Consider the following 17,443-nt stretch of genomic DNA (forward strand, 5'->3'; position numbering starts at 1 on the left):
GGATAGGCTGATATGAAATGTCTTGCGCCGATCATTCTGGCCGCTTCCGCTCTGATAGCTGCGGCGCCCATGCTTTACGCCCAGGACACCCTGGGTGTGGTAACCATCGAAGGTACCCGCATTCGTGGTGACCAGGAGGTGCCCACAGTCATGTATCTGGTGCCCTGGCAACCACCGGAAGTTGAACAACTTCGGGCGCCAGACGAGCGGCTCATGGTTAATCGCGGGATTGTGCCGCTGGAACGGTATGAATTCCAGAGGCTGGTGCAATACCACAACGAATTCCTGAAACAGACACAACCGGCAGATGAATCGTCGGAGTGAGACATTCCTCACATCTGCTCTGTGTTCTTGCGCAAAAATAAACAAACCCTCACACAGACTTGCGCGAACTTACCCTGTCCGGGCGAGCTCGCGAATAGACTGATCTGAAAACGGACCATGGAGTGCCCAGAAAATGATCGATACCGCCGTTCGCTTCTTCCAGGAAGGTGGCTTTTTTATGTTTCCGATCGCCGTTGTGCTGATCATCGGACTCATTGTTGCCATTGAACGTTACGTCTACCTTTCCGCCCAGAAACTGACCAACCGTCGGGATTTCAACCGCCTGCACCAGATGATTGCAAAGCGCGATCTGAGGGGCGCCCTGAATTACACTCAGGAGTCCGGTAGTGCCATGTCCACCATGATCGGTTTCGGCCTTCAGCGCCTGGCCCGCCGCCAGGGTCGCGAAGAGATCGAATACGCCATGGAAGAGGGGTTGCTGGATGTTATGCCTCGGCTGGAAAAGCGCACACAGTACCTGGCAACACTGGCGAACATCGCCACGCTGCTGGGCCTGCTTGGTACCATTATCGGTCTGATTGCCGCCTTTACCGCAGTAGCCGCAGCGGATCCGGCCCAGAAAGCGAGCCTGTTGTCCCAGAGTATCTCGGTTGCCATGAACACCACCGCCTTCGGCCTGATGTCCGCCATTCCGATGCTGCTGATCCATTCGCTGCTTCAGACCAAGACCAACGAGATTGTTGACAGCTTCGAGATGGCCGGCATCAAGGTGCTGAACCTTCTCAGCGATGGCTCAGGCAGCAAAGCCGCGGTTCAACCACAGGGTCAGAATGCCGCCGCGCCGGCACAGGTAGCGACTCCGGCCGGTAGCCCGGCCTGATAACCAGCCAGAAGGATGTCAGGCCATGAGACGGAAACATCGTCGCCTACAGAGTGAGGCCGATCTCGACATCACGCCCTTCATGAACCTCATGATTGTGCTGGTGCCGGTACTGCTGCTGAACATGGTGTTCGCCCACACCAGCGTTCTGGAACTCAACTTTCCGACCGGCGAGAGCCTGTCGGCAGAGCAGGCTGAAGAACTGCAGATCCAGGTTGTGATCTATGAAGATCGGCTGGTTGTTGCAGATAACCAGGGCGGCGTCATCAAGGACATACCCCGGCGTGAGGGCGAGTATGATTTTGCTCTGCTCAAGGATGTCATGAAAGAGATCAAGAGTCGGGTGCCGGACAAAAAGGATGTGATCATCATGCCGTCCCGGCAGACCTCTTATCAGTCTCTGGTTTCCGTGATGGATACGGTGCGCTCCTATGAAGCCGTAGTGGCTGGCAGTGTTGTCGAGGCAGAACTGTTCCCCGAAATCTCCCTCGGAGATGCCCCTGCCCAGACCTCGGGCACCGCGGAGGTCAGTTCATGAAAGAATCCGCGAAAGCCCGTCGTCTGAAACGGCATTACCGGCGCAACAAAAGCCAGGGAAAAATGAACCTGGTGTCGCTGATGGATATTTTTACCATCCTCGTGTTCTTCCTGATGGTGAACTCTTCGTCTGACGTACAGGTACTCAACCAGAACAACACCATCAAATTGCCCGATTCGACTGCCCAACAACCCCCGGGTGATGTACTGGCACTAACCGTGACCGACCGGGATATCCTGGTGAACGGCCGACTGGTGGTGAAACGCGACGCTTTCCAGACCTTCGACGGGCAGGTTGAGCCATCCCTCAAGCAGGAGCTCGACTACCAGGCCAGTCGTTCGTCGGCACCAGCACCGGATGCAGGTCGCCCCATTACCATTCTTGCGGACAGGGAACTTCCTTACGAGCTACTCAAGAAAATCATGTCCACCTGTGTGGACGCCGGTTATGCCAGCATTTCCCTGGCAGTTAATCAGCGTACGGAACAGGGAGCCTGAGCCTTATGGATTACCGGTATGGATTACCCTGGAACCAGGAGCGCGGTGAGCGAAAGCGGCTGCTGGCGGCTGCCGTTGTAGTGGTGCCCTTGTTCCTCGCTTTTGCTGGCTATGTCAGTTGGATAGAACTGCCAGAGCGGGACCGGGAGGAACAGGAGGCCTTGCCACCCCAACTTGCCAAACTGATCATCGAGAAAAAGGAGCCGTCCAAACCTGTGCTGCCTGAACCCGAGCCCGAACCCCCGAAGCCCGAGGAAAAGCCGGTGGAGCAGGCGAAGCCTGAGCCAAAACCCGAACCCGCTCCAGCGCCGGTTGTTCCAGAACCGGAAGTGGCTGAAAAACCGGAACCAGAGCCCAAACCGGAAGAAGTGGCCAAGGCTCGGGAAAAGGCGAAAAACACCGGGATTCTTGCCATGGGCAAGGAGCTGTCGAAGATCAGTTCGCTGGCAGAATCGGTCAAACTGGATAGTCCGGTTACCAATACGGCCGAGCCGATCGCCAGGAAGACCGGTGATACCCTGGCTTCCCGTGCTACCGAAAACACCCGCAGTAGTGGTGTGAATGAAACCGCTTTGAGCCGGGAAACCCGTGAGCTTGCCCTGGCAGAACGGGAGCGCGCGGAGGTGGCCGAGGCGGAACGTGTGGCTGCGGTAAAAGAGACGGTGCGCAGGGAGCAGCAGGAAACTGCCTCGAAATCGCGTAGCCGGGAGGAGTTGCGCCGTACCATGGATGCCAACAAGTCCGCCATTTACAGCATCTACAATCGCGAGCTGCGCCGAAAACCCTCGCTGCAGGGCAGTATCACGCCCGAACTGGTTATCGAGCCGAATGGTGCGGTGTCCAGTTGCTCGGTTGTGGAGTCAACACTCAACGAACCGGCACTTGAGAACAAGATCTGCAACCGGTTGCGGTTGGTAGACTTTGGAGCACGACCAGGAGTCGACAAGACCACCATTCGTTATCCGATCGAGCTGTTGTCGAGCTGACGGTTGGCTCCGGTTCAGGGGTGGTGAAGGATCGCTCCTGATCAGGCGCTTTCGACAGTGTGGGGCGCAAACAGCTTGTAGCGGTTTCGCCCCTCCCGCTTGGCACGATACATGGCGATGTCGGCGCCGTTGATCAGTTCCTGAACGGTGGTACCGTCTTCCGGATACAGGCTGATGCCAATGCTTGAACCCACGTTTATCTGGTTGCCGTTGATCTGATAGGGCCGTTTGTTTGCTTCAATCAGCCTGTCGGCCACGGCAAACACGTCGGATAGCCGTTCCATCTCCGGTAGCAGCACAATAAACTCGTCGCCTCCAAGTCGGGCGAGTGTGTCGTCTTCCCGCAGGCAGTCTTTTACCCTGGTAGTGAACTGAAGCAACAGGTCATCCCCCACCGCATGGCCCAGGGTGTCGTTCACTTCCTTGAAACGGTCCAGATCCATAAACATCACTGCAAGCAGCATTTCCTTGCGATGGGCATGGCGAATGGCGTGCTCCAGCCGGTCTTCCAGCAATCGTCGGTTCGGCACACCGGTGAGGGCATCGTAGTAGGCTAGCTGTCGGATCTGTTCCTCGTTCCTGCGATTTTGCGTGATATCCGTGAACAGGCCCGCATAATGTGTGGTATTGCCGTCATCGTCGGTGATTGCCGTAATGGTCAGAAGTTCCAGATAAAGCTCACCGGTTTTTCGGCGATTCCAGATTTCTCCACGCCAGTAGCCGTGGGTTTCCAGGGAATTCCACATGCGCCGGTAGAACTCGCTGTCGTGGCGCCCGGATGAGAGCAGATCCGGTGACCGACCGATGACCTCTTCGGCGGTATAACCGGTCAGTTGGGTGAATGCCGGGTTGACGAATTCAATGCAGACGTCTTTGTCGGTCACCATTATGCCTTCAAAAGACGATTCAATGACCCGCTCCGCCAGTTGCAGGGTTCGCCTCGATTTGGCCAGGGCCTGATCCCTTTGTTCGAGGGCTTCGCGAAGATCGTCCAGATACATTTGCTCAGCGCCGGTCAGCATGTCGTGATAACCGATCAGGCCGGTAACCTCTCCAAGCTGATTGACCACGGCAAGATGGCGGATGCGATGATCTATCAGCAGATCGCGGGCGTGAATCAGCGGGTCTTCTTCGTTTACGGTGAGCAGAGGCCGGGTCGCCAATTCATTGACCAGGGTGTTGCTGGTGTGGCGTGCAATAAACCGGACCATATCCCGCTCGGTCAGAATCCCCAAACCTTCTTCGTCGCAATCGACCACCACCGCATCGGCATGATGGCGATGCATGTAACTGGCCACTTCCGCCAGAGACTGGTCGCCCCGAACCACCAGTGGCGGGCGCGGTACGGCCGCCCGCACTTCCCGCAGTCGCAAGTAGGGTTCCAGGCCCTGGTTGAGGGCCAGGTCGGTCTGGGAAAGGATCCCGACCGGTTTGCCGCTACTGTTAGTCACCAGAAAATGGCGTTTTCCGGTATCGCGTAAACGAACCGCGGCTTCACCGGCATCGAGTGTCTCGGGTAAGGACAGCACAGGTGAGCTCATCACTGTACTTACCGGCTGTTGGAATGTTTCGGGATCTGTAAAGTCGATCGCCAGGGCGTCATGTTCTGTCCAGATACCAACAACCGTTCCGCCATCGGTAATCAAAATGGAACTGACCGAGGTTTCGGACATCCGGGCAGCCGCATCGGCAATGGTTGTGTCCAACTCACACTGAAGCAGGACGCCCGTGTGCATAATGCGTGATATCGGAAGCGGCTGCCCCATGGGCACTCCTGTTATTCTTGGTCGGTCTGTTGCGAAGAATTCGGTAAAAGTGAACCCTCGCTCATTTATATTGAAGTCTATCAACCCCCGGCTTCCGATGCCTTAACTTTTACGTAGCTTCCAGGCGCGTCCTCAATCGCCTCAAGCGGGCCTTCCCCGGGCTGACGGGGCTGAACTTGCTCTCCTTCGAATGCTGTCAACCACTCACGCCAGTGTGGCCACCACGAACCAGGATGATGATCGGCGCTATCAAACCAGTCATCTGCCGAGCCTGGCAATTGGTTATTGGTCCAGTACCCGTATTTTTCCTTGTAAGGGGGGTTGATGACCCCGGCAATATGGCCGGACCCGGACAGAACAAATCGCACATCGCCGCCGTACACGCTGGCTCCCCGATAAGTCGTCTTCCATTTAGCGATATGGTCCTGGCGGGCGGAAAGGAAGAAGGAAGGTACCCTGATGGCGGAAAGATCAATGCTTTCACCCGCAATCGTCAGGGCATCCGGCTGCACCAGCCGGTTATGCAGGTACATTTCCCGAAGGTAGTAGCTGTGCATTCTGGCGGGGAGGTTGGTGCCGTCGGTATTCCAGTACAGCAGGTCGAACGCTTTGGGTTTCAGGCCTTTGAGGTAGTTGTTGGTCCAGTACGACCAGAACAGATCGTTTTCCCGCAGCAGATTGAAGGTAAAGGCCATGGCCCGGCCATCCAGATAGCCTTTGCGCTCCATGGTGCGTTCGATGCCGCGGATTGAGTGATCGTTAATGAAAACGCCGATGCCGCCAGGGTCTGAAAAATCCAGCAGGGTGGTCAGATAGGTGGTGCTGACGATCGGGTTACGTTGTTTTTTTGCCAACCAGGCCATCGTGGTTCCGAGCAGGGTGCCGCCAATGCAGTAGCCGATGGCATTCATCTGTTGCTCGCCGGTCGCTTCAGTTACAGCATCAATGGCAGCCAGCGGGCCCAACGTCATGTAGTCGTCCCAGCCCCGGTTTTTCTGGGCTGGCCCGGGATTCCGCCAGGAAACCATAAACACCGTCTGGCCCTGGTCTACCAGCCAGCGAATGAAGGAATTGCGTTCGGTGAGGTCGAGAATATAGAACTTGTTGATCCAGGGGGGGACGATCAGAAGCGGGCGCCGGGCCACGGTTTCAGTTGTTGGCGAGTACTGGATCAATTGCATCAGTTCATTCTGGTACACCACTTTGCCGGGCGTTGTTGCCAGGTTGCCGCCCACCTCGAAGGCCGAACGGTCGGTCATGGCGACGTTGAACAGATTCGGGTTCTGCCGGATATCGTCTACCAGGTTGCGGGCCCCATCCACCAGATTCATGCCCTTTCGCTCCCAGGTTATCCTGAGGACTTCCGGATTGGTCAGCGGGTAGTTGGAAGGTGAAAGCGCGCTCGTCAACTGGCGGGCGTAGAACAGCATCTGGTCGCGACTCGGGCCGGGGAGCCCCTCCATACCTTCAACCCAGTTCAGAAAGGCTCGGGAGTTGATCAGATAAGCCTGTTGGAGCACATCGAAGGACAGATGCTTGTGCCAGTCCTCCGCCATGAAGCGCCGGTCGTCGGGATCCGGCTCGGCGACCGGTTCCACAGGTTTGCCGGTGATTCTGGTCAGGGTATAGCGAGCCAGCCCCAGGTGTTTGCGGGCAAGATCGATTTCAGCACTGGCGAACCGCAGCGGGTGCAGCAGCAGATCCTCGGCCATGGTCCGGTAGGCGTCCGAGATTTCGCTCAGCGTGGAGAGTTTGGTGTCCTCCATCATCCCGGTGTCGCCGAGCCATTTTTCCAGCTGTTGCTGGCCCTGGCGGACGTTGTCCTCGAAGGTTTTCACCAGATTAGTGACGGTTTTGCTCACGAAATCCAGACCGAACATGGGGCTCTCCTGCCGCTGAATAAAAAAACGGCCGGAATGGATACCATTCCGACCGGTTTTGGTCTTGCCTGTCAGGCTGCCGATTTGGAACCGCTGGCCTTGGCGGCTGGTGATTTCTCTTTGGCCGGTTCGCTCGAATCCTGTTCGAAGACCTTCTGCACCTGATCACGGGTTTCGCTGAAGTAATCCTGCCAGGCTTTCCAGTCCTGGGTGAACTGGTCGCTCAGGGATTTGAGGGTCTCAGCCTGGTCGGTGGTCAGTTGCTTCAAACCGTCCAGATCACGAACCTCAGAGACTTTTCGGGCCTGGTCCATGGCAACATCGGCGTAACGACGAAACGCATTCATCTGCATCTCGGCAGCCTTGCTGAACTGGGTGAAAAGGGTTTCATTGAGGCGGTTGGCCTTGTTGATCATATCCTGATTCATTCGTTACAACTCCTTTGTAGTGATTGTCGGAATGGGTAGTTTAGCTCAGCTTCGATGACACGATTTTGACAGGCGTCAAACCGGCTTCCACCCTATCGCCTAGTCTATAGTTAATCTGATAACAGATAGATCCGGGAGACATCCGATGGCAAACCGAAAATCCGAGCTGGAAACCCTGAAAGCAGACCTTGAAGCCAGGCTGTCCCGCTACCAGGCGCATCAGCGCAGGGAAGCGGGGGCATTGGAAAAGGATTTCGAAGAGCAGGCGAGCCAGACCCAGAACGATGAGGTAGTGGATTCTCTGGAAGCGGAAACGCGGGCGGAACTCCAACAGATTGATCACGCCCTTGAGCGGATTGATCAGGGAATCGGCGACGAGTGCGAGCAGTGCGGTAATCACATTGACCCCAGGCGGCTTCAGGTATTGCCATATACCACGGTTTGTGTAGATTGCGCGGCAGACTGACAACCTCCACACAAACCTGCAGGATGAACAATGGCTGAAGTGCAACGCAACGACGGATCCCGTTCCGGGCTGCCCAAGAGTCAGGTTATTGGCCTGATTCTGGGTGCGGCGTTCCTTCTGGTAACGCTGATATTGCCAGCGCCAGGCTCCATGGGGGCTGAGGCCTGGGCGGCGTTGGGGCTGATGCTGTTGATAGCGACCTGGTGGTCTACTGAGGCCATCCCGATTCCGGCCACAGCACTTTTGCCTATTGTTCTGGTGCCGGCGCTTGGTCTCGGCACCATAGGACAGGCCACGGCACCTTATGCCAATCCGATCATCTTCCTGTTTCTTGGTGGGTTTACCCTGGGCTTGGCGATGCAGCGATGGAATCTGCATCGGCGTATTGCCTTGCTGACGCTCAAAGCCATGGGCGATCAGCCCAGGCGACAGATTGCCGGCTTCATGCTGGCGACGGCTTTTTTGAGCATGTGGGTGAGTAATACCGCAACCGCTATCATGATGCTGCCCATTGGCTTGTCCGTGGTAGCGATGATGGACAACTCGAACCCGGAGGGTGTTCGGAAATATGCAACAGCGCTGCTTTTGGCCATCGCCTACTCCGCGAGCATTGGCGGTATTGCCACTCTGATCGGGACCCCGCCCAATGCTTTGCTGGCGGCCTATCTGAGTGAAAACCAGGGCATCTCGGTGGGCTTTGCCCAGTGGATGGTGCTGGGGGTTCCGGTCACTCTGGTAATGCTGGTGCTGACCTGGTGGTGGCTGACCCGGAGGGATTTCGGGATTGGTCAGGCATCGGACAGCGGCCAGATGATTCGGGATGAACTGGCCAAACTCGGAGTCATGAGCCGGGGAGAGCGTTTGGTGGCCGTGGTATTTGTCATCACGGCAACGGCGTGGATTTTTCGCCCGCTGTTGTCTGCCAGTCTGATGCCCTGGTTGAGTGATACCGGCATCGCAATCGCGGCAGCGATCGCCATGTTCCTTATCCCGGTAGATACCCGTCAAGGCACGTTTGTGCTGGATTGGGATTCCGCCAACAAATTGCCCTGGGGAGTACTGTTGCTCTTCGGCGGTGGCCTGGCGATGGCGGGGGTAATCAGCAGCTCCGGTCTTGCGGAATGGATCGCCGGCAGTCTGGGCGTGGCTGGTGTATTGCCAACCATCGTCATGATGGTGATAGTGGCCTCAGTGATTATTTTCCTGACCGAAGTGACCAGCAATACCGCCACTGCCGCCGCCTTCCTGCCATTGCTGGGAGCTCTGGCCATGGCGCAGGACGTGTCTCCGTTGCTCCTGACGGTTCCTGCCGCGATTGCAGCCAGCTGCGCCTTCATGATGCCGGTGGCCACGCCGCCTAACGCGATTGTCTTCTCCAGCGGTCATATGCAGATTTCGGACATGATCAAAGCGGGTTTTGCCCTGAATCTGATGGGCATTGTGGTCGTCACTCTCATCACTTACGGGTTGCTGGGGCTGGTGTTCTCGCTCTGATGCTCCCCGCCACTTCATGGCTTTGCCTCCGGTCTTGAACCAGTTCTCATACCGGTTCCCGGAGGCCCCTTCTGCAGCGACAGATTTGAGGCACAGTTATCTTTAAGCCAGTTGCGATTTCGGTATCGTACGGTAACAACATGTAACCCGATAAGTTGCACGTCTAATAAAAACAGGGACTTTCCAAAATGCTGCTGGTGCTGGCCGGATCCATTCTCACGTTCACCATGGTGCAGGAAGCCACCGAGGTCGAGCCATTCGATCGTGGCACGATTGTTCTGGAGCAGAAGGTTGATGCCAGCCCTGTCGAGCTTCGATGGGACACCCGGGTCGAACCCCTGGTGGAGCAGAAATTCCGCAATATCGTTCGTCAGGCGTACGACTACAGTTGCGGCAGCGCAGCCCTGACCACGGTGCTCAACTTCTATGTTGGCCGTTCTCTGACCGAACGCCAGGTGATGGAAGGTTTGCTGCACTACGGTGAGAGCGAGCGCATCGTTGAGCGCCGCGCTTTCTCCATGCTTGATATGAAGCGGCTGGTCACAGCCCTTGGCTATCCCTCTGGCGGTTTCAAGGCAGAAATCGAGGACCTGATGGAGTTGGACCATCCGGCAATCGTTCCCATTGATCACGCCGGATTCAAGCACTTTGTGGTGCTGAGAACCATCCGGGACGGGCGTGTTTACCTTGCAGACCCGGCGGTTGGCAATATTTCCTTCACCGTGGCGCAGTTTCAGGAGAAGTGGGACGACAACGTACTGTTCATTGTCTTCCCGGGCAGCGACAAACCCCTGGATAACCTTGAGTTGAAAGAGGAAGACCTGCGCTTTGTGGATGACCAGACAATGACTCTGCTGGCCATGCAGCAGATTCCAGCGTTCCACGAGTCAACGGAGAGACGCATTCAGAACTTGCTGGAACGCCAGAAGAATAATCCGGACGGTAGCGTGGAAAATACCCGCAAACAGCTCCATTACCGTCGTCATTAATTTTCCCGGTTGTTTGATCGGGCAGGAATAAAACAAATAAAAGTAGGGAGTCAGGATGAATCGTTGGTTTGTGCGAGGTTTTATCCTTGTTTCCGCGGCTGGGCTGCTTCCGGGCATGGCCATGGCTCAGGAAGGGAATGTGGATCAGGCGCGGGAGGCACTGGCGCGTCAGGAAGGGGATGAGGATTCTACCAAACAGCTGGAGGAAGTGTTCCAGGCTGCCGAAAAGAACTACTCACTGCAGAAGAAGGGCACCCACTCCCTGAACTATTCGTTCGATTATTCCTATACCGGCGACCAACGGCTGGATCTGGCGATATCGAACGGCTCGGTGCGTAATCTGGACGTTGTTCCATCGGCCACCCATAACTTCACAAATGCCTTTTCCTACGATTACGGGTTACTGGATAACCTGACGATCGGCACCCGTGTTCCACTGGTGGTGAAGTACGACACCCAGGACGAGCTGAACGTTTACGACTTCGGCGACATCTCCTTCACCGGACGTTGGCAGCCGTTTGCCTATGTGCCTGGCAAGATGTCGACCACCTTCTTTGGCACCCTGAACAGTAAAACCGGCGTCAGTCCCTACGAAATTGACATCAACGAGCAGTTGTCCACCGGCAGTGGCTATTACTCCGTGGGCGGTGGCCTGAGTATGTCGAAGGTACTGGATCCGGTGGTGGTCTTTGGCTCGGTCAGCGCAACCTACAACCTCACTGTCGACGGTCTGGAACAGGTTCGGGGCGCCCGGCTGCTACAGGAGGTGGAACCAGGGTTCGGCTTGTCCGGTTCTCTGGGTTTTGCCTACTCCCTTTCCTATGACATCTCTCTCAGTGTGTCTGGCCAGCTCAGCTACAGCGACGAGACGGTGCTGACCTTCTCCAACGGTGACCAGGCCGTGGCCCAGGACCAGATGACTGGCTTCCTCAGTATGTCGCTGGGCACGCGTCTCAGCGATATGACCATTGTGAATACCAGCCTCGGGATCGGTTTGACGGAGGACGCGCCGGACTTCTCCCTGGGTGTATCCCTGCCCATCAATTTCTCTGGCCTCAAAGAGTGATTGAAGTCGAGGACGTTTCAAGGGAAGGGGAAGGATTTCATGGGACAAGCTAGTCACAAGCGACATCTTCTGGCCGCCGCTATGGTCGCGGGCGTATCCTGCGGGGCCCAGGCACAGATGACGCAGAACCTGACGATACACCCGAAGGCGCTGGCACTGGGTAACGCCGTTACAGCAGATCCCCCGGGACTGATGGCCATTCACTACAATCCAGCGGGCCTGACCAAACTCGACGGGCGCCAGCTTGAGGTGAACCTCCTCAGCATCTATCTGGATATTGACGCCGACTTCTACGCAGATGAAGACTACGAGATATTCGGAATCAGCGGGCTCGAAACTGACCCTTTAACCGGAAAGCAACGCGACCCGATTGCGAACAGCAGTAGTCATACCAACAACGTAGCTCTCTATGTGCCGGGTTACGGCATTCTTCGTATGCCCCCTGGCCCTGCCGTTGCACCATCAGCGGGTATCAGTATCAAGCCGCCGGGTTCGAAGCTGACGTTCGCCAACGCTTTTTATCTGCCGATGGCCGCAGGCTTCTACCGGGATAAAAACGACCCCGGTCGCTACCAGCCCCAGGCGGCCACCCTCCAGCGGACCACCTACCTGTCTCCCACCGTCGGGTATGAGATCAATGATGAATGGTCTGTGGGCGCGGGCATTCATCTCTCGCATTTCGGCTTCGCAGCGGACCAGTACATGCGGGCGCCAAACCTGCTGATGGGGGTGGCAGAGGTTCTGCAGGATGCCTTTAACTGTGAAAGCGGTGACGAGCCCCTGCAGCCCTGGCTTGCGTTGTGCGGCGGTAATGTCGGCCCCTGGGACGATATCGGGGCCATGAGCCTGAATCTGCAGGAAACCATCTCACCCACCTACGCCCTGGGCGTTATGTGGGAGCCGACGGACTGGTTCCGCTGGGGGGCCAGTTATACCTCAGAAGCCGACATGAACCTCAAGGGGCAGTTCGAGATACAGTACACCGATGACTGGTCCGGATTCTGGCAGAGTGTGAATGGCTCTATTCTGGGCGCCATATCATCGGCCATTCTGAGCCTGCCCTCAGGTGCACCGCGGGAGGCGGGCAATGTCAGCATGGATCTGGTTTACCCACAACATTTTCAGACCGGTATAAGCGTGGATGTTCATCCCAAGCTGACCGTGAACGCGGATGTGGGCTGGACGGATTTTGCCCAGTGGGATGCCTTCAATTTCCAGTTTGATCGTAACCTCGAGTTCCTGAACGCGGCACGCATTCTGTCGCCGGACAATGCCACCTCGGATACCCTGCGCCTGCCGTTGGGTTTCAAGAGCCAGTGGAACTGGGCTTTTGGTGTGGAGTTCCATGCATCATCTCGTCTGGATCTGCGGGCTGGGGTGGAAATCCGGGACTCGGTTATTCCGGACGACCAGCGCTCGATTATGGCGCCATTCGGGGGCGCGAACCTGTACAGTATTGGCATGGGGTACAAGTGGGATAAGGACACGGAAATTGATATGAACCTGTCGTATCTGCAATCGATTGAGACCATTCCGGCCGACACCAGTTGCAACGTGAACTGCGACAACATCACCAACATCATCTATAACCCCTATGCCGACCTCACCATCAAGACTTCCCTGCGGGTGGTGATGGCAGGCTTGAGCTTCCGAACCAAATTCTGATCCTGACAGGGGGGCTGTGATGGGACTTGGTCGATACAGCGGACTGGCGGTCGGTGTGTTTGCGCTCGCGTTGCTGGCAGGTTGCCAGACCGGAAGCAGCGGCGTTGCCGAGCGGGAAGGCTACTTTTCCTGGGTGGATGAGCAGGGCAGGGTGCGTTATTCCCGGATTCCCGACGCCCAGCGCGAAGACGTTACCCCAGGTGAGCCGGATGCCAAGTCCGTCGCCATCTCAGGCGAAGCCACCGGGTCTGAGGCTTATCGGTCGGCCTCTGGCAGCGACCGGGGCGCCGCCGCAAAGCTGGAAGAAAACCTCGAATACACCACCGAGAATTATCCGGATGGTGAGGAGCTGGCGAAAAAAGGGTTTATCCGGCCTGGCCAGCGGCAACCCTATTTCACATGGCGTGATGCCGACGGCATTGTCCGTGTCAGCTATTACACCCCGGATATGCGAACCGAAGAGCAGAAACAGGCGGATCAGGCGCCGGTCATGCTCAGCGATGCCAGCGTATACCTGCCGGTCACTGTAGATGACCATACGCCGGTTGAGGGCCATGATCCCGACGCCTTTGCCATACTGGGGATTGAGGAAACGGATTCGTTTTTCCGGGTATTTGCCGAAAGCTGTTGCCAGACCCTGCCTGCCCGGGATTTCCTGCAGTGGCAGGAAGGCCGTGAGTTTGGTGTTGATTTTGAGGAAGACACGCCCCGCCACCGTTTCAGCACGGGTGATTCGCCCTATCGGCTGATTGCCCTACCATCCAGTACCTTTGTCCCCGGGTTTGTGATGCGGCTGCGTTCCTACGCCCACAATGGCGTGCTGGTACCAAGCCTGGCATTTCTCGACAAGGACTTTCAGCCCGTGCGGGTAGTGACGGACCTGGTTATGAACTACGAACCGGAAAACTGGCGTCGTCGCGGGTATCTGGAAAGCTGGGTGCCGGCGTTTCCCGGCCAGGGCGAGCGCTGGCTGGTGGTATTCACCCGCCCGGAAGACCTGGCTGGGCAAACGGTGACGGAAGCGGGCGACACGCCCAAAGCGATTCCACACGTTGAAACCGGAGAAATTGGCATCACGACATTTGAGGAGTGATGGCGACCATCAGTCTTCCGGTGCGTCCAGATTCAACCACTGCTGGGACAGCCAGTAGAAGCTGCCGTTACCCGCCGGATGGGTACAGTTGTATCGGAACCGACGGCTGTTGATGGCTTTGGGTGCCTGCACCTCTATGCTATCTCCCACCACTTCAAAATTGATTCGACCGAGTCCGGACGCGAAACAGGTAAGCCGGGAGGGGCTGATGGCATCGGTGGGCGTAAACCTCAAACGCGGCGGATTCTGCTCGAACACCCCGTCGGGCAGGTCTTTGGCCGGTACCGGAAAAGCCTTGCTCATCAGTTTGTCTTTCAGACTGCCCAATTGGCCGTAGGCATTGGCCATGGGGAAACGGGGCAGACGGGTTTTACCTGAGTATTGTCCGATAGCTCCCGATTGTTGCCCGTATCCAAGCCAGCCTCTCTCGCTGAGCTTCTGTTCCAGGGCTTGATCGAATTCGCCGTAGGGATAGGCGAACAGAGGTTCCTCCACGCCAAGACGGTTCTTCAGCTCTTGCTGAGCCTCGTCCAGGCTGCTGGTAATCCGGTTTTCCCATGCCTCTTCGGGTTCACCCCGTCTGCGTGCCAGGTGAGCGTGATCCGTACTGTGATTGGCGATGGTTGCCAGCTCGTTGTCTGCCATTGTGCGGAGTTGCTTCCAGGTCATGTAACCCTTGGCGCCCACTGCGTCAGTATTGACGAAGACAGTGTATGGAAGCCCGAGCCTGTCCAGTAACGGCGCAGCAAAGGTATGGACGGATTCATAGGCATCATCGAAAGTAATGGCCACTTCATTGGTGTCAGGGTGTTCGCCGGCCAGTGCCGCCCTGGTGCCGGCTTCCAGCGGCACCACGTCAAGGTCAAGATCCCGGATCATGTTCATTTGCGCCTCAAACAATGATCGGGACGTGCTGGTCGCCGGAGGTGTACTGTCATCCACGTGGTGATACTGCAGAACCACCAGGTCGGCCTGAGCCTGTGTTCCGGCCAGCAACAGGGCACTGATCAGGGGATACGCAATCAGTTTGTTTATTCGAAGCATGGTCTTGTTTCCTGACACACGGGATCTCGTAGGATGATTTAGGCGTAATGGGCTTTCAGAACCGAGAAGGCCTGATTCAGTTGTTGGATTTCTCCGGTATCACCGCCCCGGTCCGGGTGCGCACGCATCACGAGTTTTCGGAAGCGCTTCTTGACGGTAGCGAACTGCCCCGGTAATTCATCGAAACCCAGCGTCCTGGCCGCCTCGGCGGCTTCCGAGTGCTCGGGCCGGGACAGGGTGTTGCCGGCCCAGAAGTTGTCCATCATTTCCTGAATGGCGGCTTCGGAGAGAAAGTACTGTGACAGATCCAGATAGAACTCACGCAGGGCATCGGTAGAATCCGGCAGTGCCGTTGATTCGGTGCGCGTCAGCATTTGCCCGATACTGAGCCGAAGCGGAGAGATATTCAGGCTCTCGCCCTCCAGGGCAATCTGATCGCGCAGACGGTAGAGTACGTGGAACAGCAGGAAGTGCACCGGGTACAGCCGATCGGGCTCGTGAAAGTCGACTGTGCCAATCAGGCTCCAGCGCTCGCCCTGCAAGGCCCGTATCAGCTCCAGCTCGGATAGCCCGGCCGGGCCTGCGGCCCGCAGTTCGTGCTCCACGGCAACCAACAGGTGCTGGACCTGTTGCTGTAGCCAGCTGTGCTCTTCACCACGGGCTGCGGGTGAGTCATCGAGTATCTGGTTATCTGCGGAGATGGTCATGGCCATCATGGTATGCCAGTCAGCCTTCGCTTGAAAGCCTGGTCAGGGCCGGGAAGCCGCCCAGAAACAGCTGGGTGGAAAACTCAGCCGCTGTTCTGGCTTCGTCCTGGGCGAGTTCCGGCTTCTGGTGTGCCCGCCTTGCCACCAGCATGCTGGTGTCGTAGGCCACGCCAAAAAACGCGGCGCAAAGATAGTCCGCATTGACTGCCGGCAGCAGCCCACGGGTCATGGCGTTGCGAACGTCTTCCTCAAGGGACAGCATGGTCAGGCCCAGAATATCTGAGCCGAACAGGTTTCGGAGGGCGCGCTGATTTTGATGGGCGAGCTCATACACCACCGGATCTTTCGCGGTGGCGCTGTAAAGCGCCAGATAGGCCCGGTAGACAAATTCCTGGGTTGAGGATGCAGATTGTCGCTGCTGGCTCATGTCGTTGTTGAGCGAGGTCAGGAAATCGCTGAGCAGGGCCGCGAAGATATCCTGTTTGCTGGAAAAGTAGTTGTAGAAGGTGCCGGCGGCGAGACCGGTTCTGCGGACGATGTCCCGAATGGTGGTGTTGTCGTAACCGTGTTCCTGGAAACAGTCTCTGGCCGCCCTGAGAATGGCGTGACGATTTCGGATACGGTTGAGCGCGCGCTTGCCCGTGGCTTGTGGTGAAGTCAATTTCAACATATCCATGTTGCTATCCTGTCCCTGATGGTTTGTGGCGCGTATAATTGCCCGCTCACTTACCTTGTGAGCGTGAAAACGAATGCCCGAAGCAATGACTGCCAGCCCTGAAAAGACACCTGTTTCTGATTACGAACGTCGCCAGAAACTGGAGCTTAACAAATTGCAGAAACGTCTGCGCCGTGAAGTTGGGCAGGCGATTGCTGATTTCTCGATGATTGAAGCCGGAGACAAGGTGATGTGTTGTCTGTCCGGTGGCAAAGACTCCTACGCCATGCTGGATATTCTGCTCAATCTGCAGAAGAGCGCGCCGGTGCGTTTTGAGCTGATTGCCGTGAACCTGGACCAGAAACAACCGGGTTTCCCCGAGCATGTCCTGCCGGACTATCTTGAGTCGATGGGTATCGAGTATCACATCATCGAGAAAGACACCTACAGTATTGTTAAGGAAAAAGTGCCTGAAGGGAAGACCACTTGCGGACTGTGTTCACGCCTGAGACGGGGCATTCTCTACAATTTCGCCGAGGAGCATGGTGTAACCAAGATTGCCCTGGGCCATCACCGGGATGATTTGCTGGAAACCCTGTTCCTCAACATGTTCTACGGCGGCAAACTCAAATCCATGCCACCGGTGCTCCACAGCGACGATGGCCGCAATACGGTTATTCGTCCTCTGGCCTATGCCAGGGAGAAGGATATTGCCCGCTACGCGTCACTTCGGGAATTTCCGATCATTCCCTGCAATTTATGCGGCTCCCAGGAAAACCTTCAGCGACAGGTCATCAAGGAAATGTTCCAGACCTGGGACAAACAGCATCCTGGCCGTCTGGAAACCATGTTCCGGGCCCTTTGCAATGTCGAGCCGTCGCACCTGGCCGATCCGGAATTATATGACTTCAGGGAAGGGCGGCGTCTTGGCGGCAAGCGTCAGGCCGTTCAAACCGCGGAGCCCCAGCAGGATTTTGGCCGGCTAGATGTACTGAATCTCTGAT

General features: G+C 56.8%; 18 protein-coding genes. 12 read left to right on the forward strand and 6 right to left on the reverse strand.

Annotated features, from left to right (window positions below; all coding sequences use genetic code 11):
- Window positions 1–12 precede the first annotated feature (12 nt).
- From QPL98_RS01180 to QPL98_RS01200, 5 genes are all read left to right on the forward strand, one after another.
- Window positions 13–324, forward strand: coding sequence for a hypothetical protein (locus QPL98_RS01180; RefSeq protein ID WP_303292474.1), 312 nt, complete (start codon window positions 13–15; stop codon window positions 322–324).
- 133 nt (window positions 325–457) lie between these two features.
- On the forward strand, window positions 458–1,165 hold the full coding sequence (locus tag QPL98_RS01185) for a MotA/TolQ/ExbB proton channel family protein (protein WP_014421181.1): 708 nt from the start codon (window positions 458–460) through the stop codon (window positions 1,163–1,165).
- 25 nt (window positions 1,166–1,190) lie between these two features.
- Window positions 1,191–1,703 carry a biopolymer transporter ExbD gene (locus QPL98_RS01190; RefSeq protein ID WP_014421182.1) on the forward strand — a complete coding sequence of 171 codons (513 nt, stop codon included), beginning with the start codon at window positions 1,191–1,193 and terminating at the stop codon, window positions 1,701–1,703.
- Window positions 1,700–2,200 (forward strand): biopolymer transporter ExbD, encoded by a 501-nt coding sequence (locus tag QPL98_RS01195; protein ID WP_230707384.1) that lies wholly within the window; start codon window positions 1,700–1,702, stop codon window positions 2,198–2,200. The genes QPL98_RS01190 and QPL98_RS01195 overlap by 4 nt, the downstream gene beginning before the upstream one ends.
- 5 nt (window positions 2,201–2,205) lie before the next feature.
- Window positions 2,206–3,186, forward strand: a complete 981-nt coding sequence (locus QPL98_RS01200; RefSeq protein WP_303292475.1) for an AgmX/PglI C-terminal domain-containing protein — start codon at window positions 2,206–2,208, stop codon at window positions 3,184–3,186.
- Between the two features lie 41 nt (window positions 3,187–3,227).
- On the opposite strand, the gene QPL98_RS01205 is transcribed toward QPL98_RS01200, so the two are convergent.
- The 3 genes from QPL98_RS01205 to QPL98_RS01215 form a co-directional block, all read right to left on the reverse strand.
- On the reverse strand, window positions 3,228–4,952 hold the full coding sequence (locus tag QPL98_RS01205; RefSeq protein ID WP_222180063.1) for a diguanylate cyclase: 1,725 nt from the start codon (window positions 4,950–4,952) through the stop codon (window positions 3,228–3,230).
- 80 nt (window positions 4,953–5,032) lie between these two features.
- Window positions 5,033–6,832, reverse strand: coding sequence for an alpha/beta hydrolase (phaC, locus tag QPL98_RS01210; RefSeq protein ID WP_303292476.1), 1,800 nt, complete (start codon window positions 6,830–6,832; stop codon window positions 5,033–5,035).
- A gap of 71 nt (window positions 6,833–6,903) precedes the next feature.
- A complete protein-coding gene (locus tag QPL98_RS01215) occupies window positions 6,904–7,260 on the reverse strand; it encodes a phasin family protein (protein WP_011785283.1) in 357 nt (118 codons plus the stop codon).
- A gap of 145 nt (window positions 7,261–7,405) precedes the next feature.
- Here QPL98_RS01215 and QPL98_RS01220 point away from each other — a divergent pair, with 145 nt between their 5' ends.
- From QPL98_RS01220 to QPL98_RS01245, 6 genes are all read left to right on the forward strand, one after another.
- Window positions 7,406–7,726 (forward strand): TraR/DksA C4-type zinc finger protein, encoded by a 321-nt coding sequence (locus tag QPL98_RS01220; protein WP_303292477.1) that lies wholly within the window; start codon window positions 7,406–7,408, stop codon window positions 7,724–7,726.
- Window positions 7,727–7,756: 30 nt separating this feature from the next.
- Window positions 7,757–9,220, forward strand: coding sequence for a DASS family sodium-coupled anion symporter (locus QPL98_RS01225; protein ID WP_303292478.1), 1,464 nt, complete (start codon window positions 7,757–7,759; stop codon window positions 9,218–9,220).
- A gap of 188 nt (window positions 9,221–9,408) precedes the next feature.
- Entirely contained in the window at window positions 9,409–10,209 is an 801-nt protein-coding gene (locus tag QPL98_RS01230; protein ID WP_011785280.1) for a C39 family peptidase, read from the forward strand.
- Window positions 10,210–10,264: 55 nt separating this feature from the next.
- On the forward strand, window positions 10,265–11,275 hold the full coding sequence (locus QPL98_RS01235) for a hypothetical protein (protein WP_011785279.1): 1,011 nt from the start codon (window positions 10,265–10,267) through the stop codon (window positions 11,273–11,275).
- Between the two features lie 39 nt (window positions 11,276–11,314).
- Window positions 11,315–12,940 (forward strand): OmpP1/FadL family transporter, encoded by a 1,626-nt coding sequence (locus QPL98_RS01240; protein ID WP_014421190.1) that lies wholly within the window; start codon window positions 11,315–11,317, stop codon window positions 12,938–12,940.
- Between the two features lie 19 nt (window positions 12,941–12,959).
- Window positions 12,960–14,033, forward strand: coding sequence for a MalM family protein (locus QPL98_RS01245; protein WP_014421191.1), 1,074 nt, complete (start codon window positions 12,960–12,962; stop codon window positions 14,031–14,033).
- 9 nt (window positions 14,034–14,042) lie between these two features.
- Here QPL98_RS01245 and QPL98_RS01250 read toward each other — a convergent pair whose 3' ends face one another.
- Genes QPL98_RS01250 through QPL98_RS01260 form a run of 3 tightly spaced genes read right to left on the reverse strand, consistent with a single transcriptional unit; the run spans window position 14,043 to window position 16,460 of the window.
- The gene (locus QPL98_RS01250; RefSeq protein ID WP_014421192.1) at window positions 14,043–15,077 is read right to left on the reverse strand and encodes a polysaccharide deacetylase family protein; all 1,035 of its coding nucleotides are present in this window, start codon (window positions 15,075–15,077) and stop codon (window positions 14,043–14,045) included.
- A gap of 38 nt (window positions 15,078–15,115) precedes the next feature.
- Window positions 15,116–15,784: a DNA-J related domain-containing protein gene (locus QPL98_RS01255; RefSeq protein ID WP_227548965.1), complete on the reverse strand. Its 669-nt coding sequence runs from the start codon at window positions 15,782–15,784 to the stop codon at window positions 15,116–15,118.
- A 19-nt stretch (window positions 15,785–15,803) separates the two neighbouring features.
- Window positions 15,804–16,460, reverse strand: coding sequence for a TetR/AcrR family transcriptional regulator (locus tag QPL98_RS01260; protein WP_153741411.1), 657 nt, complete (start codon window positions 16,458–16,460; stop codon window positions 15,804–15,806).
- Window positions 16,461–16,533: 73 nt separating this feature from the next.
- Between QPL98_RS01260 and ttcA the strand changes: the two genes are divergently transcribed.
- The gene (ttcA, locus tag QPL98_RS01265) at window positions 16,534–17,442 is read left to right on the forward strand and encodes a tRNA 2-thiocytidine(32) synthetase TtcA (RefSeq protein ID WP_153741410.1); all 909 of its coding nucleotides are present in this window, start codon (window positions 16,534–16,536) and stop codon (window positions 17,440–17,442) included.
- Window position 17,443: the final 1 nt, after the last annotated feature.

It is taken from the genome of Marinobacter sp. ST-43 (assembly GCF_030541085.1).
Classification (GTDB): domain Bacteria; phylum Pseudomonadota; class Gammaproteobacteria; order Pseudomonadales; family Oleiphilaceae; genus Marinobacter; species Marinobacter nauticus.

Bases quoted from the DNA above. Each gene is read 5' to 3' on its own strand.
- QPL98_RS01225 (WP_303292478.1), top strand. From the start codon at position 7,757: ATGGCTGAAGTGCAACGCAACGACGGATCCCGTTCCGGGCTGCCCAAG.
- phaC (WP_303292476.1), bottom strand. From the start codon at position 6,832: ATGTTCGGTCTGGATTTCGTGAGCAAAACCGTCACTAATCTGGTGAAA.
- QPL98_RS01205 (WP_222180063.1), bottom strand. From the start codon at position 4,952: ATGGGGCAGCCGCTTCCGATATCACGCATTATGCACACGGGCGTCCTG.
- QPL98_RS01230 (WP_011785280.1), top strand. From the start codon at position 9,409: ATGCTGCTGGTGCTGGCCGGATCCATTCTCACGTTCACCATGGTGCAG.
- QPL98_RS01195 (WP_230707384.1), top strand. From the start codon at position 1,700: ATGAAAGAATCCGCGAAAGCCCGTCGTCTGAAACGGCATTACCGGCGC.
- ttcA (WP_153741410.1), top strand. From the start codon at position 16,534: ATGCCCGAAGCAATGACTGCCAGCCCTGAAAAGACACCTGTTTCTGAT.
- QPL98_RS01200 (WP_303292475.1), top strand. From the start codon at position 2,206: ATGGATTACCGGTATGGATTACCCTGGAACCAGGAGCGCGGTGAGCGA.
- QPL98_RS01215 (WP_011785283.1), bottom strand. From the start codon at position 7,260: ATGAATCAGGATATGATCAACAAGGCCAACCGCCTCAATGAAACCCTT.
- QPL98_RS01185 (WP_014421181.1), top strand. From the start codon at position 458: ATGATCGATACCGCCGTTCGCTTCTTCCAGGAAGGTGGCTTTTTTATG.
- QPL98_RS01235 (WP_011785279.1), top strand. From the start codon at position 10,265: ATGAATCGTTGGTTTGTGCGAGGTTTTATCCTTGTTTCCGCGGCTGGG.
- QPL98_RS01180 (WP_303292474.1), top strand. From the start codon at position 13: ATGAAATGTCTTGCGCCGATCATTCTGGCCGCTTCCGCTCTGATAGCT.
- QPL98_RS01190 (WP_014421182.1), top strand. From the start codon at position 1,191: ATGAGACGGAAACATCGTCGCCTACAGAGTGAGGCCGATCTCGACATC.
- QPL98_RS01220 (WP_303292477.1), top strand. From the start codon at position 7,406: ATGGCAAACCGAAAATCCGAGCTGGAAACCCTGAAAGCAGACCTTGAA.
- QPL98_RS01240 (WP_014421190.1), top strand. From the start codon at position 11,315: ATGGGACAAGCTAGTCACAAGCGACATCTTCTGGCCGCCGCTATGGTC.
- QPL98_RS01260 (WP_153741411.1), bottom strand. From the start codon at position 16,460: ATGGATATGTTGAAATTGACTTCACCACAAGCCACGGGCAAGCGCGCG.
- QPL98_RS01250 (WP_014421192.1), bottom strand. From the start codon at position 15,077: ATGCTTCGAATAAACAAACTGATTGCGTATCCCCTGATCAGTGCCCTG.
- QPL98_RS01255 (WP_227548965.1), bottom strand. From the start codon at position 15,784: ATGACCATCTCCGCAGATAACCAGATACTCGATGACTCACCCGCAGCC.
- QPL98_RS01245 (WP_014421191.1), top strand. From the start codon at position 12,960: ATGGGACTTGGTCGATACAGCGGACTGGCGGTCGGTGTGTTTGCGCTC.